The 13,959-nt window shown below is 45.8% G+C and carries 14 protein-coding genes; 8 read left to right on the top strand and 6 right to left on the bottom strand.

Features of this window, described 5'->3' with window-relative positions:
• Positions 1-78: 78 nt before the first annotated feature.
• A complete protein-coding gene (locus ACFS5N_RS10345) occupies positions 79-672 on the bottom strand; it encodes a methyltransferase domain-containing protein (RefSeq protein WP_377185017.1) in 594 nt (197 codons plus the stop codon).
• 55 nt (positions 673-727) lie between these two features.
• Between ACFS5N_RS10345 and ACFS5N_RS10340 the strand changes: the two genes are divergently transcribed.
• The 4 genes from ACFS5N_RS10340 to ACFS5N_RS10325 all read left to right on the top strand — a co-directional run bounded on the left by ACFS5N_RS10340 (position 728) and on the right by ACFS5N_RS10325 (position 5,890).
• Positions 728-1,513: a M90 family metallopeptidase gene (locus ACFS5N_RS10340; RefSeq protein WP_377185015.1), complete on the top strand. Its 786-nt coding sequence runs from the start codon at positions 728-730 to the stop codon at positions 1,511-1,513.
• A gap of 49 nt (positions 1,514-1,562) precedes the next feature.
• Positions 1,563-2,924 carry a sulfatase family protein gene (locus tag ACFS5N_RS10335; RefSeq protein ID WP_377185013.1) on the top strand — a complete coding sequence of 454 codons (1,362 nt, stop codon included), beginning with the start codon at positions 1,563-1,565 and terminating at the stop codon, positions 2,922-2,924.
• Positions 2,925-3,358: 434 nt separating this feature from the next.
• A complete protein-coding gene (locus ACFS5N_RS10330) occupies positions 3,359-4,726 on the top strand; it encodes a Gfo/Idh/MocA family protein (RefSeq protein WP_377185011.1) in 1,368 nt (455 codons plus the stop codon).
• Between the two features lie 126 nt (positions 4,727-4,852).
• Positions 4,853-5,890: a DUF6807 domain-containing protein gene (locus tag ACFS5N_RS10325; protein WP_377185009.1), complete on the top strand. Its 1,038-nt coding sequence runs from the start codon at positions 4,853-4,855 to the stop codon at positions 5,888-5,890.
• A 16-nt stretch (positions 5,891-5,906) separates the two neighbouring features.
• Here ACFS5N_RS10325 and ACFS5N_RS10320 read toward each other — a convergent pair whose 3' ends face one another.
• The 4 genes from ACFS5N_RS10320 to ACFS5N_RS10305 form a co-directional block, all read right to left on the bottom strand.
• Positions 5,907-6,569 carry an NAD-dependent epimerase/dehydratase family protein gene (locus ACFS5N_RS10320; protein ID WP_377185007.1) on the bottom strand — a complete coding sequence of 221 codons (663 nt, stop codon included), beginning with the start codon at positions 6,567-6,569 and terminating at the stop codon, positions 5,907-5,909.
• Positions 6,570-6,715: 146 nt separating this feature from the next.
• Positions 6,716-7,168: a DUF1569 domain-containing protein gene (locus ACFS5N_RS10315; RefSeq protein WP_377185005.1), complete on the bottom strand. Its 453-nt coding sequence runs from the start codon at positions 7,166-7,168 to the stop codon at positions 6,716-6,718.
• 133 nt (positions 7,169-7,301) lie between these two features.
• Positions 7,302-7,433 carry a hypothetical protein gene (locus tag ACFS5N_RS10310; protein ID WP_377185003.1) on the bottom strand — a complete coding sequence of 44 codons (132 nt, stop codon included), beginning with the start codon at positions 7,431-7,433 and terminating at the stop codon, positions 7,302-7,304.
• Between the two features lie 195 nt (positions 7,434-7,628).
• The gene (locus tag ACFS5N_RS10305; protein WP_377185001.1) at positions 7,629-7,826 is read right to left on the bottom strand and encodes a hypothetical protein; all 198 of its coding nucleotides are present in this window, start codon (positions 7,824-7,826) and stop codon (positions 7,629-7,631) included.
• A 151-nt stretch (positions 7,827-7,977) separates the two neighbouring features.
• Here ACFS5N_RS10305 and ACFS5N_RS10300 point away from each other — a divergent pair, with 151 nt between their 5' ends.
• Positions 7,978-9,201 (top strand): glycosyl hydrolase family 8, encoded by a 1,224-nt coding sequence (locus tag ACFS5N_RS10300; protein ID WP_377184999.1) that lies wholly within the window; start codon positions 7,978-7,980, stop codon positions 9,199-9,201.
• Positions 9,202-9,264: 63 nt separating this feature from the next.
• Positions 9,265-10,143: a PfkB family carbohydrate kinase gene (locus tag ACFS5N_RS10295; RefSeq protein WP_377184997.1), complete on the top strand. Its 879-nt coding sequence runs from the start codon at positions 9,265-9,267 to the stop codon at positions 10,141-10,143.
• Here the strand turns inward: ACFS5N_RS10295 and ACFS5N_RS10290 are convergent.
• Positions 10,140-11,438, bottom strand: a complete 1,299-nt coding sequence (locus ACFS5N_RS10290; RefSeq protein WP_377184995.1) for a flavin monoamine oxidase family protein — start codon at positions 11,436-11,438, stop codon at positions 10,140-10,142. The genes ACFS5N_RS10295 and ACFS5N_RS10290 overlap by 4 nt on opposite strands.
• Positions 11,439-11,638: 200 nt before the next feature.
• On the opposite strand from ACFS5N_RS10290, the gene ACFS5N_RS10285 reads away from it, so the two are divergent.
• Positions 11,639-12,073, top strand: coding sequence for a hypothetical protein (locus ACFS5N_RS10285; protein ID WP_377184993.1), 435 nt, complete (start codon positions 11,639-11,641; stop codon positions 12,071-12,073).
• A gap of 309 nt (positions 12,074-12,382) precedes the next feature.
• Positions 12,383-13,831, top strand: coding sequence for a circularly permuted type 2 ATP-grasp protein (locus ACFS5N_RS10280; protein WP_377184991.1), 1,449 nt, complete (start codon positions 12,383-12,385; stop codon positions 13,829-13,831).
• Positions 13,832-13,959: the final 128 nt, after the last annotated feature.

Raw genomic sequence — 13,959 nt, 5'->3', positions numbered from 1 at the left:
CTTACCATGCGTTCAGGCCTTTGCCCTCATGCTTCGACGGGCTCAGCATGACACCCTGTTAACTGTCCAATAACAAGGTCAATCCCTATACACAAACACTGTAAAATCCTCCCGGTCATAATCATCCTTCAAAACCACATGGTCGCTCAGCGTTTGGCAAAAGGCAACAATATCATCCGGGTCATAAGCAGACAGCATGTCGCCGCGTGATATAAATCGCAATAAATTAAAACCCAATCCGCATCGCGACAGCTGAAATAAATGACTGATGGCCCTATAGATATAATCGGGCTCGGAGGTAGCATAATTAAGCGAGCCGCTGGCCAAAACATAATCTGCCTGCGGCAAAACGGTCGACATGAAACTAACTGCCCAGAAATTGGCTTTGGGCGATATGATCCTGTCGCGCGCCTCGTCTATCATTTCGGGGATAAAGTCGACACCTACATAGCTCGTCAGGTCGGGATAGCGGGTCATCAGGAAATTAAACAGATCGCCGGTGCCGCACCCTGCTTCTAAAACAGAGCGGCCATTCAGGTCGGCAATATTCATCAAGGCATCAAAACGTACCAGCTGGCTGCGTTTGTCACGCCAGCCAAGCGAGATATTGCTATCCGGCCCGAAGCGGGCCAGCATTTCACGGTGATATTTAAATACCCTTGATGAGTCCATTATCCAAATTTACGGCGATGTAAACTTATCTGCATAAAAATCTGTTTATTTAAACATGTATTTTGTCATCGTCGTTCCTATACTGATCATTTTAGCCGTGATCATCTTTCGTAAAAAAAGCAAGCCCGATCTGTCGCTTACTCATTTGCAATCTCTGCAACCATCGCTCAAAAAACTGCTGGACAGCCATATCGACTACTACCACCGCTTAACACCACGTGATAAAAAACGTTTCGAATCGCAGGTAGCCGGCTTCTTGAACTATGTACGCCTGGAAGGCGTCGGGACAGAAATTTCTGATCTGGATAGAATCATGATCGCCTCGGCCGCCATTATCCCCATTTTTGGTTTGGGCGAATGGGAGTACGGTAACCTTACCAGCGTGATTCTTTATCCGGATACGTTCGATCATAAATACCGGTTTGAAGGGAATGAGCGCAGCATTCAAGGCATGGTAGGCTCGGGCTATATGAACGGACAGATGATACTGTCGCGGCCGTCTTTGGAAAAAGGGTTTTCGCCTATGTCAGGCAAAGAAAATACCGCTATACACGAGTTTGTGCACCTGGTTGACAAGTCGGACGGCGCAACCGACGGTGTGCCCGAAAACCTGATAGCACATGAATATGCCTTACCCTGGCTTAAACTGATGCACCAGGAAATGCATCGCATTGAAAAAGGCCATTCAGATATTAACCCCTATGCGTTAACTAATGAGGCTGAGTTTCTGGCGGTAGCGTCCGAATACTTTTTTGAGAAGCCAGATCAGTTTAAAACCAAACACCCCGAGCTATACGCACAATTAAGTAACATCTTTAGGCAAAAACCGGCAAATAGTTAATCTATAGCCTATAAATCATTATGTTAGCTGTGCTATTATAAACCATTTCATGAAAAAAATATTTATAACTGCCATTTTGCTGGCTGCAGCTGGTTTTGGTTTAACTGCTTATACCAAAAAGCAGGCCCCCAAACGCCCAAATGTTATTGTTATTTATACTGATGATCAGGGTTATGCCGACTTGAACATTTATGGCTCAAAAGATCTGCAGACACCCAACATGGATGCTTTGGCCCGCGGCGGTGTACGCTTCATGAACTTTTATGCAGCTGCGCCTATATGCTCGCCTTCGCGTGCCTCATTATTAACCGGCAGATACCCGCAACGAGCCGGCTTGCCGGTAATGGCCTCGTCAAAAGAAGGCGGCGATTTGAGTATGCCCGGTTCGCAATATACTATGGGCGAGTTGTTTAAAGATGCGGGTTACAAAACGGCGCACATAGGCAAATGGCACGTAGGCTATACCAAAGATACCGAGCCAAACGCACAGGGTTTTGACTACTCGTTTGGTTTTATGGGCGGATGTATTGACAACTACTCCCACTTTTTTTACTGGGACGGACCTAATCGCCATGACCTTTGGCGCAACGGCACCGAGATATACGAGCCGGGCAAATTCTTTGCCGACATGATGGTTGACGAGGCCGCTAAGTTTATGGCCGAAAATAAAAACGGTCCGTTTTTTATGTATTGGGCCATTAATAATCCGCACTACCCGCTGCAAGGCAAAAAGAAGTGGCTTGACTATTATAAAAATCTGCCATCTCCCCGCGATAAATATGCCGCCAGTATTTCTACCATGGACGAAAACATCGGCGCTTTGTTAAAGAAAGTAGATGAGCTGGGCCTGCGCGATAATACGATTATCGTTTTCCAGTCGGACCAGGGCTTTTCGCGCGAGGATCGCACCTTTGGTGGCGGCGGCTCGGCCGGGCAATACCGTGGTTCAAAATTTAGCTTATTTGAGGGCGGCGTTCGCGTACCGGCGTTCATCAGCTGGCCAAAACATATCGACGCCAATGGTGTACGTAACCAGGTGGCCACCAATATCGACTGGTACCCTACACTGGCCGAGTATTGCGGCATCAAACTACCTTCAAGAAAATTAGACGGTGTGAGTTTAGTGCCGATCATTAAATCGACCGAAGCTAAAACAGAACACCCGGTGTTTAACTGGCAAAGCGGCGGCGGCAAAAACAACCCGCAATGGTCTGTGTTGGATGGCGATTGGAAACTGATGCACAATCCGTTCGAAGCACAAAAAGAAGAGTTGAACGCGCAAGGCTATTTCCTGGTGAACCTGAAAGACGACCCCTCAGAGCGCCATAACATAGCCGACCAGCACGCTGACATTGTGCAGCGATTGGAGGCTATACATAAGAGTTGGATTGAGGAGGTGTTTAATCAGTAGACAACTTCTGCAAATTTTGTCATCCTGAGCATAGCGAAGGATCTTATGCGCTTTGCCAGGCCGCTTTGATAAGATTCTTCGCTATGCGTAAAGAGGGTTTAAAATTAAAGTCAAGGCCACGAGCGATTCCCTCCCTTGGGAGGGGCAGGGAGGGGTTTCTACGATTAGCTAAGCGACGAAACCCCTCCCCGCCTTTACACTCAGGCTACCGCACCCCTCCCGAGGGAGGGATTTAAAAAACCGCGTATCTGAAAACCCCCTTTACTCGCAGCGCAGCAAAGTCGGGTGAGCCCTGCGGAGCGATTCATCTTCCGCAATCGTGTGCACACTTTTTAAAACATACCTATAGCTGTTTCATTTATTTTAACTGATATTTGAGTAAAGCCGGTTAAACCAAGCCGGCTATTGACCAATTACCTTTTAATAAAATCCTTATGGAAGAATCTCGTCGTACCTTCATTAAGCAGGCATCGTTGGCCGGTGCCGGATTGATGTTTACCAGCGGCCTTAGCGCCAAGAATTATAAACGCGTTATGGGCGCCAACGACAGGGTGCGTGTGGGCGTTGTCGGTTTTTCTGACAGGCATAAAAGCTCGCACATGCCCTGCTTTATGAATCATTATAAAGAGCTGAATTTTGAGGTTGTAGCCGTTTCTGACATCTGGAACCGCCGCCGCGAAGAGGGCGCCGCAGCCTGGAAACAGAAAATGCAGAACGACGTAAAGGCTTACCGCAATAACGAGGAGCTTTACGGCAGCAAAACTGTCGACGCAGTATTTGTCAGCACAGCCGATTTCCAGCACGCGCGTCACTGCGCTGAAGCTGTCCATGCCGGTTGCGATGCTTACGTTGAGAAACCATTTGCCGAAACGATGGAGGATGCCCGTCTGGCGCTGAAAGCCGTGAAGGATACCGGTAAAATCGTTCAGATAGGGTCGCAGCGCCGTAGTGGTGCCAACTATCATGCAGCTGACGAGTTTATTAAGTCAGGTAAGTTTGGCCCGATTACGATGGTTGAACTAACCTGGAACGTAAACCAACCTGGTCGTTGGAGACGTCCTGAACTTTTAGGTTTACTTAAAGAGCAGGATACCGATTGGAAACGATTTATCATGAATCGCCCTTATGAGGCGTTCGACCCGAGAAAATACCTGGAGTTCCGTTTATTCTGGCCATACTCATCGGGCCTGGTTGGCCAATGGATGAGCCACCAGATTGACACCGTACACTGGTTTAGCGGCCTCAAACATCCGCGCAGTGTAACTGCAAACGGCGGCATTTATATGTGGAAAGACGGTCGCCGCAACTGGGATACGCTAATGGCTGTGTTTGATTACGGACCAGAGAATGACCCTAAATCGGGCTTCCAGGTAACGTTCGGTTCGCGCATGCACAACGGGGCTGATGACCCGTCAGAGATTTACTACTCAAACGGCGGCGAGCTGAATCTGATCACTAACGAAATATCGCCTAAAGGCGGTCTGCACGAAAAAGAAGCAGCGGCCATGGGTATGAAAGCAAACCTGTTGCCTAAATTAAGCCTGGCCAATACCGAAAAGGTAGTAACATCGGCCAATACCGGCGGCGACATACTTACCTCAAACCACGTACGCAACTGGATGGAGTGCGTGCGCAGCCGCAAAACACCAAACGCCCCGGTTGAGGCGGGTTACAGTCACGCCATAGCCAACATTATGGCTAACGCGGCAATACACACCGGTTATAAAGCCACTTTTGACGAAGCTACACAAGAGGTTATGGCAAACGGCAAAGTATTTAAGTGGGGCGAGATAAAGGCGTAGAATTCTTTAATAATAAGCTAATGTCATTTCGACCAACGGGAGAAATCTATGCACGTGCAATTCTAAGCAGTGTATAGATTTCTCCCTGCGCTCGAAATGACAAGAATAAATAAGGCAGACTTAACCATGAACAGCAAACTACTAACCCTCGGCATACTGATAACAGGCACAACAGCGGCCATTGCGCAAAAAGCACAAACCGTAACGGTTACCCCATCGGCCAACCATAAAAAAGTTGACATTATGATCGGCGGCAAACCCTTTACCAGTTTTTTGTATCCCGACACATTGGAAAAACCTGTTCTTTACCCTATTCGCGATGCGGCGGGAACAGTAGTGACGCGCAGTTTTCCGTTAGATAAACGTGAGGGCGACCCAACCGATCACCCACACCATATTGGCCTTTGGTTTAATTATGAAAACCTTAACGGATTGGATTTCTGGAACAACAGCTATGCTATCCCCGCATCCAAAAAAGCACAGTACGGCTGGATCAGAACTGAGGAAGTTACTGAAACCAAAAGCGGCGCCACCGGTGTGCTGGCCTATAAAGCCAACTGGACCAATCAGGCTAAGCAAATCATCCTGAAAGAAAACACCCGGTTTGAGTTTAGCGGCACGGCCGGTCAGCGCATTATCGACCGTATTACCACGCTAACCGCCGATCAGGATGCCAAATTTACCGACGCCAAGGATGGTATGCTGGGCCTGCGCCTGGTACATGAGCTGCAAATGCCAGCCAAAGAAGATCAAAAATTTACTGATAACAAAGGCATTGTAACCGTAGTAAAGGGGGGCACCGACAAACTGGCCAACGGCAACTACTTAACCAGTGCCGGTAAAACCGGCGACGATGCCTGGAGTACACGGGGTGTTTGGTGTAAAGTTTATGGTAAAATTGGCGCCGATTCGGTAAGCATCGCTATCATTGATCATCCTAAAAACCCTAACTACCCAACCTTTTGGCATGCGCGTGGCTACGGCCTGTTTGCCGCTAACCCTCTGGGCGAAAAGATTTTTACCAATGGTAAATCTGAAAAGATGCTGACGTTGAAAAAGGGCGAGTCAGTTACGTTTAAATACCGTATTGTGATCAATAATGGTACGCAAACTTTATCAGCAGCTGCTTTAAATAAAGAGGCTGCCAACTTCGCCAAAAAATAAGAAATCAGAGGGGTTATTATTCCCTTGACGCTTCGCGTATGTCAGCTATTTCCAGTATTGGTTTGTTGTAGCCCTTTGTGACGCAGTTAATCATAGCCTGGCCCACCTGGTGCAGGGTTAAGGTTGATTTAGGCGCCAGGAAATTCACCACCGGATATAACCACATAAACCAGCGATAAGTCCCGTTCAGGCTAATTTGGCCGTCCACAGGTTTCATAATGCCGGGGCGAAAGGCGTAAGCTTTTTTATACGGCAGTCTGAACAACGCATTTTCGGTACGTCCTTTTACCCTTGCCCACATAGTTGAGCCTTTTTCAGTACTGTCGGTATGGCTGCCCGAAACGTATGTAAATATTATATTGGGGTTTAGCTTCGCGATAGTTTCGGCAAAACTGAGCGTGACATCGTACGTAAGGCGTGTATACTCGTCTTCTTTCTTACCTACAGATGTAACACCGGCGCAAAAAAAGCAGGCATCATAGCCCACCAGATGGTCGGCTACCGCGCTAAGGTTCATAAAATCAGGCACAATAAGTTCTGATAGTTTGGGATGCGTGCCCTCGTAATGCTTGCGGTTAACTATAAGTACTTTTTCAACATCCGGGCTTTGCAGGCAATGTAGCATTACACCTTCGCCAACCATCCCGGTAGCACCTGTTATGATAACTTTTATTCCCATGGCAAATTGTGATTGATCTGTATTTTTTATGGTAGACGATTATGAATATAAAACATTTTAAATCACTTTGTTTTATTGTGCGACTTTTTGCAGGGCTTATATTTACAGCCGTTACATGCGCCTGGGCTATTTAAGGTATTAAACCACTAAACACCAAACTGGGTAAGGTGATGATCAAGATGCTTATAAAATAGCACGTTCCATTCACCGGCAGTCAACTTGCCAAACGAATGTGATGGCTTTTTATGAAAATATTCTTGACCCAACTGCAAGGTTTGGTTAAGATGGCTAAGCAGTCGCGTTTTCTCCAGCTCAAAATTTCTGGCATCGCCTATCATAAAAGCTGGCGCGGTACGCTCGTTGTGCTTGTAGGGTTGTGGGCCAACCACTTTGTTTTTTACCAATAACTTTAACAGCAGGCGTGTAAAGGCATTTGGCCGGGGGTGTTTATCTGTAAAAACCATCTCATAGCTTACATTAACATGGGCCAGCATTTGCGCTACACTCATTTTACCCCAAAGCGCCTGGCTCTCTGGCGTTAGTTTGTTAATGCGGTAGATCAACTCTACAACATCGGCAGGGTTAAATACACTTTTCATGCAAGATGGTTTACAAATTAAAGATGGCGATTTTTAACTAATGCTCAAAAATTAACCCATAAAAAAGGCCCGGAAGTGATTACTTCTGAGCCTTCGGGGCATTTCAATAGTTACAATTAGGGGTTGTATATCTTCAAGACTCTTTGGCCGTAGCTTCGCGTGCAATTACCGATGCTGTAAAAGCGAATAAGCACACCAGCATCAATATACCTTCATACACAGTTCTACTGGCTTTATCGTCGTTATTAATTGTTAATATCACCATCGTTGTTAACACAATCAGGCATATTGCCAAAATTGTTGTTATAGTTGAGTACTTTGTTTCCACCTTCTCAGTCAGTTAATCTGATTTAACTATTACAACAGCGGTGCCAGAACTTTTTATGGTTAAAATTTACCAAAGCAACCCGGTTAAACGTGGTGCGTTGTGGATATTTGAGGAAGAATTGTAACACGCGCGTTACAATTCTTCATTTTGCACCTCACCGCCAAAGCTGCGCATTATAGATATGGCAATAGACAGAAGGCAAACCGTTAAAACCGTAGCTGCTAATATATTGCGCGTGTGCTCATCATCCATAAAATTCATCGTTATAAGTGTTATTACTACCAATGATAATATCACCCAGGCCGGATCGAAGCTAATTCGCTTTTTCATAATTTTTCCACTTGTGATATGAGTTACACAAATACACGGCCAGCCGTCAACTAAGTTCAACCGGCTAAAACACAGCGCCCTGGTTGTTGACCTACGCCCTTATAAATGGGAAATAATACCCCGACCCGTCTGAAAATCGTAACTTTGAAACGTGAGCTTAAAGGTTTGTCTTTTAATGGTGATGATATTGCTGACAGCGCGTATAAACGCACAGCCACCGCTTAAACCATATCCTCAGCACGTACGATACTTTGCCGGCGTTATTAGGCCCAATCATATTAGCCAACAAGCGCTTGACCGAACAGTTACCAGGTTTTACGACAAGTGGAAATTGCGCTATATCAAAAATGTGCCCGGTAAGCTGCAAAGCTTTGTTTGGTTTGAGGGCAAGGGCGGCAAGCAATGTGTTTCTGAAGGGCAGGGTTACGGTATGGTAATAATGGTATTAATGGCCGGGCATGATCCGCAGGCTAAAGTAACTTATGATAACTTATGGCGATACGTACGCGCGCATCCGGGTAACCGCAGTAAATACCTGATGGCCTGGGCCCAAAAAAATAACGGGCAAGACCTGGACAGAACCACAGCCAGCGACGGCGACATGGATATTGCGTACTCTTTGCTGCTGGCCGCCAAACAATGGGGGAATAACGGCTCGATCAATTATCTGAAAGAAGCCCGGGCCACTATTAACGAGATTATGCGCTTCGAAGTGAACCCCAAAACCTGGACGATTTTATTGGGCGAAGGGCTTGATGACGACAGTGGGGATTGGTTTGCTACACGCACCTCTGATTTTATGCCGGCGCATTTCAAAGCTTTTCAGCAAGCTACAGGAGACATACGATGGAAGAAAGTTATTGATGCCGAATACCGGCTTTTTAGCTTTATGCAAAACGCCTATAGCCCTGACGCCGGCTTGCTGCCTGACTTTATCGTCCATACCAATAAAACGCCTAAGCCGGCCCAAGCCAATTTCCTGGAGAGCCGGTACGATGGCCAATACAACTATAACGCTTGCCGCGATCCATGGCGCATCGGTACAGATTATATCTTGAATGGCGATGTTCGAGCAAGAAATATCGTCAGTAAAATAAACAGCTGGGTACGGCAAACTACAAACAATGATACTTACAACCTGTCTGCCGGTTATACACTGCAAGGGAACGATATTGAACACCGGTATTTTGAAGCGCTGAGCTTTATTGCGCCCTTTGGTGTGTCGGCTATGGTGAATGTTAAAAATCAGGCCTGGTTAAATAAAGTGTGGGTATACCTAACCGGCTTCAAAATAAAAGACTATGATTATTATGATAACAGCATCAAGCTACTGGATATGATCATCATGTCTGGAAATTATTGGAGTCCCGCCTAAATCACAGTATATATGTTACAAATTGAATGCATACGATAATACAAATTCAGTATCTTGCACCCCATGTTTGATATTTGTTGCGTAGGCCATATTACTTCTGATAAAATTGTTAACACCCGCGGTACCATGCATATGCCCGGTGGCACGGCGCTCTATTTCTCGTGCGCTGTAAATAAGCTTGATGTAAAATATGTTTTGGTGACAGCCCTGGCCGATGCAGAGATGGAATATGTAAGCTATCTGCGCGACAAGAATATCGAAGTACGTGTTCAGCCCAGCAAACACACCGTAGTGTTCGAGAACATTTATGGCGAAAACCAGGACGAGCGCACTCAAAATGTTTTGGCTATAGCAGATGCTTTCACCATGGATCAGTTGCAGGATGTGGAGGCAGGCGTTTACCATCTGGGTCCGTTGCTGGCCGGTGATTTCAGTACAGACTTTATCAAAACACTATCAGCCAAGGGCCGGATGGCCCTGGATGTGCAGGGTTACCTGCGAAAGGTGGTAAACCAGAAGGTTTACCTAACCGACTGGCCGGAAAAGAAAAATGCGCTTCAATACATAGACATAGTAAAAGCCGACGTTGCCGAATTAGCCGCCCTGTCGGGCCGCGATACGGTGGAAGACGGCGCTAAATTTCTATTAGATTTAGGTGTTAAGGAAGCGGTAATCACCAATGGCAGCCTTGGTTCTATGATCTATACAGCCGAGAGTTATCATCGTATACCAGCCTATCACCCTGAATTAGTAGTTGACGCTACCGGCTGTGGCGATACTTATATGGCAGGCTATCTGTTTAAGCGTATTAAACACGGTGCAACCGTAAAAGAGTCGGGCGAATTTGCTGCCGCGATGGCAGGACTAAAAACTATGTCGCCGGGACCGTTTGTAGGCTCTGAAGAAGATGTAATGCACTTCATGCGGCAGAGAACAAACTAATTTCCGATAATTTTCTGAGCAGCTTCTTGTCCGCTGGTTAGGGCCGCTTCTACTGTGCCCATTGCGGGTCCATCATATAAATATTCGCCTGCAAAATAGATGGTATTATCTACAGGTTCGCTTAAAATTTTGCGGGCGCTGGCCGATGGAACCATGTCATAAGCATATGAGCCTTGCGTGTATGGGTCGGCTGTCCAGTTAGCGCAGTTAAAGGCTACCAGTTTTTCGCGCAGCTCTTCTACACCCTTCCTGAAAATATTGGCCAGCGATTGCAACGCCAGTTCCAGCATTTCTTCATCGCTTGCATGTTGCTTCGCAATAGCCGGAGGGCCGCCCAACCAGCCGGTTAGCACCAGAGTGCGCCGCGGGTTCTGTGTCCACCAGGTCGGTATTGCCTCATCCGAGAGCAGGAAGCTCATTTCGCGCGGATCTTTTCCAACAAGTGCAGCCACATCGTCGCCCTCCCAAAATGGCTTATTAAATTCCAGCAGCAGTTTAATAATTGCGCCAAAGCCAATCTGCTTAAATGCCTCCTGGTATTTAGGCAACGATGGATGAAATGTTATGGCGCCTTCGCCCGATGTGGCCTTTAACACCCCTAATGGCATGGCTATAATCAGATTATGCGCGTAATAAATTTCGCCAGCGGCTGTAGTTACCTTAACTTTTCCTGATTCATGATAGATATCAGTAACGGCCGAGTTCAAAAATATCTCTCCAGCCCTGGCCCTGCATTCGTCCGTTAAAAAATTTATCATAGTTGAATAACCGCCTTTAACGCGGTGCTGGGCATCATCGTCTTCATTTTGCCACTCCCTGCGCAGGGCAAAAGCACTGGCGTTGCCCGTGTCGGCCGAATCATAGCCAGCTACAAACCGCTTTACCGCATTACGCAGGGCTTCATGCTCATAGCCCCCAAATTCACGCTGCAAAAACGCTTCAATGCTGCAGTCTTCCTGTAACAGATTCAGGCGATCCATCAGCAGGCCCCAGTCGGGCGTAGCCTCCTCGGTAAACCTGCCATTAGCGAACCGCCACATCTCGCCCGATGCCGGTTCGGTTTGAATACCCGCTGTTTGAAGCAGGCCAAGCGTTACCGGCAAATCGCCATGAATAAACTCGGCGCCTTGCTCGGCTTCCTTAAAGAAAAGCTGATTTTGGAATGTGTTGATACGGCCCCCCAGCCGCTCGCGGGCCTCAAGTACCATTACACGCCGGCCCGCTGCCGAAAGTTTATAAGCAGCCATCAGCCCGGCGGCGCCAGCACCAATTATTAATACATCGCAGTTTTTCATGGTTTATGCAGGTAAAACAGGTGAGCCGCAAAGATAGTTTGAAAAGGCGCTAATTAAATTTGGCACGGGGATTACCGGCTTGTTTAAAAATATAACCAAACCGAAACCAACAAACGTTGATAATCTTAATTGATTAAGATTTTGAAATACTGGTTAATATTCTTATATTGTTTAAATCATTAACTAAATCTTTTTACATCATGAAAAATCCAAAAATTTTACTGGGGCTTTTGCCATTATTGGCTTTGTTTTTAATTATTGGTTCAGGTTTTACTAAGAACAAACCTATCGCCTCAAAAAAAACTACTACCAAAAACGTAAAAGCTAAAAAAATTGTCGATTATCAAATAATAGACAGCAGAGGTTATCTTTGCGCGAATCATCCGTCTCTCAAGGACACTTTGTCAATAAGTCCTGCACTCCCTTCCGGATCGTCTGTAACGTGGACAACCTACGACTGCAACCTCAGCGGTTCAATGGGTAATAATCCGGCTACCATAACCGGATTAACAGCAGTAGCGTTTGCAAATCCATTTTTATCAATAACCGATGCGACAATAGATGCTACAGTTAGCATACCTGGTCAAGGGACTGTTGGTTTAGAAATCGTTATTCCTGTGAACACTTGCCCTTGATATTGAGCAAAGACTTGAATTTTCCTTACAAATAACCCGACCTATGGCGGGTTATTTTTTTATGCGATGATGGCCAAACTTGTAGTGAATGAAATATAACATTATCAGATTCGATTTGTTATTCTTGCAATTGATGATTAAAAGACATCAAAAACCACCATTAACATTTAATTATTACTAAATTTTTATAAACACGCAAAGAAAATTACAAATTATTCAAAAAAACTTGCAAATAATTTAAAAGTGTTCATATATTACATCAATCTTATCAAAACAAGCGATAAGATTTAATTTTAACCTGAAAATTCAATGCAAGAGTCGGCATATTTTGATAAATACAACCCTATAAACGGGGTTTGGGACGAGATGTACGGACCCGATTCTAATGTTCGCGATCATTATCGCAAAGTAATTGAATATATTTCAAGAGAGAGTGCCGAAGATCTGAACAAAAAGGAGGACCTGGCTAAGCGGCTTTTTATGAGCCAGGGCATTACGTTTACCGTTTATAATAGTGGCGAGGGGATTGAAAAAATCTTTCCGTTTGATATTATTCCGCGTATTATTACCGCTGCCGAGTGGGCCTTTGTAGAAAAGGGTATCAAACAAAGGCTTACAGCGCTTAATCTGTTTTTAAAGGATATCTATCACAACCAGTTTATTATTAAAGATGGTGTGGTGCCGATAGATATTATTTACTCTTGCCCGCACTTTTTGCGGGAAATGTATCAGCTACAGGTACCTTATGATATTTATATACACATTTCAGGCATCGATTTAATACGCGATCATGACGGTACTTTTTATGTGCTGGAAGATAACCTGCGAACACCTTCAGGAGTAAGCTATATGCTGGAGAACCGGGAAATTACCAAACGCTTATTTCCTGATCTGCTGCCGCAATGCGGGGTACGCAGTGTTACGGAATACCCATCTATTCTTCACAAAAACCTGATGGCCCTGTCGCCCAGGCAGATTGCCAACCCAACCATAGTATTGTTAAGCCCGGGCATTTATAACTCCGCTTATTTTGAACACACTACACTGGCCCGCTTGATGGGTGTTGAATTGGTTGAGGGGCGCGATCTGGTGGTAAACAATCATAAAGTTTACATGAAAACTACCGTGGGCCTTCAGCAGGTAGATGTAATTTACCGCAGGGTTGACGATGAGTATCTTGACCCGCTGGTATTTAACCCGTCAAGTATGCTGGGTGTTGCCGGTATTATGGGGGCTTATCGCAAAGGCAACGTCGCAATAGTAAATGCCATAGGCAATGGCGTGGCCGATGACAAAGCCATATATACCTATGTGCCCGAAATGATTAAATACTATCTGAACGAAGAGCCCATACTAAAAAACGTGCCCACCTACCAATTAGGAAATGACGACGAGCGCGAGCACGTTTTCAAAAATCTGAATAAAATGGTTGTGAAACGCACCAACGGCAGCGGTGGCTACGGCATGTTGATGGGACACGCCGCGTCAGAAGAGGAGATTGACGATTATAAAAAAGAGATAATTAAAGAACCGCGCAGCTTCATTGCCCAGCCAACTATCAGTTTGTCGGCAGCGCCATGTTATATGCAGGGCGAATTACAGCCCAGGCGTATTGACCTGCGCCCATATGCCCTTTACGGGCCCGATGGTATCGAGATCGTCCCGGGGGGATTAACCAGGGTTGCGCTCAAGGAAGGTTCGCTGGTAGTGAACAGTTCGCAAGGCGGGGGCAGTAAGGATACGTGGGTTTTGGCGTAGATAGATGTGCAGATATGCAAATGCGCGTATGTGCTGATGAATGATTAAATAATATCGAACACCGAATATTGAATGATGAATAATGAAGTAGATGGTTGCTATCTAAATTTCGAAATTCGATATTCAGC

It is taken from the genome of Mucilaginibacter ximonensis (assembly GCF_042686265.1).
Classification (GTDB): domain Bacteria; phylum Bacteroidota; class Bacteroidia; order Sphingobacteriales; family Sphingobacteriaceae; genus Mucilaginibacter; species Mucilaginibacter ximonensis.
Note: the sequence above shows the minus strand (reverse complement) of the source record. Positions and strands in the feature narration are given on the sequence as shown.

Bases quoted from the DNA above. Each gene is read 5' to 3' on its own strand.
- ACFS5N_RS10280 (WP_377184991.1), top strand. From the start codon at position 12,383: ATGCAAGAGTCGGCATATTTTGATAAATACAACCCTATAAACGGGGTT.
- ACFS5N_RS10345 (WP_377185017.1), bottom strand. From the start codon at position 672: ATGGACTCATCAAGGGTATTTAAATATCACCGTGAAATGCTGGCCCGC.
- ACFS5N_RS10320 (WP_377185007.1), bottom strand. From the start codon at position 6,569: ATGGGAATAAAAGTTATCATAACAGGTGCTACCGGGATGGTTGGCGAA.
- ACFS5N_RS10310 (WP_377185003.1), bottom strand. From the start codon at position 7,433: ATGGTGATATTAACAATTAATAACGACGATAAAGCCAGTAGAACTGTG.
- ACFS5N_RS10335 (WP_377185013.1), top strand. From the start codon at position 1,563: ATGAAAAAAATATTTATAACTGCCATTTTGCTGGCTGCAGCTGGTTTT.
- ACFS5N_RS10290 (WP_377184995.1), bottom strand. From the start codon at position 11,438: ATGAAAAACTGCGATGTATTAATAATTGGTGCTGGCGCCGCCGGGCTG.
- ACFS5N_RS10340 (WP_377185015.1), top strand. From the start codon at position 728: ATGTATTTTGTCATCGTCGTTCCTATACTGATCATTTTAGCCGTGATC.
- ACFS5N_RS10325 (WP_377185009.1), top strand. From the start codon at position 4,853: ATGAACAGCAAACTACTAACCCTCGGCATACTGATAACAGGCACAACA.
- ACFS5N_RS10305 (WP_377185001.1), bottom strand. From the start codon at position 7,826: ATGAAAAAGCGAATTAGCTTCGATCCGGCCTGGGTGATATTATCATTG.
- ACFS5N_RS10295 (WP_377184997.1), top strand. From the start codon at position 9,265: ATGTTTGATATTTGTTGCGTAGGCCATATTACTTCTGATAAAATTGTT.
- ACFS5N_RS10330 (WP_377185011.1), top strand. From the start codon at position 3,359: ATGGAAGAATCTCGTCGTACCTTCATTAAGCAGGCATCGTTGGCCGGT.
- ACFS5N_RS10315 (WP_377185005.1), bottom strand. From the start codon at position 7,168: ATGAAAAGTGTATTTAACCCTGCCGATGTTGTAGAGTTGATCTACCGC.
- ACFS5N_RS10285 (WP_377184993.1), top strand. From the start codon at position 11,639: ATGAAAAATCCAAAAATTTTACTGGGGCTTTTGCCATTATTGGCTTTG.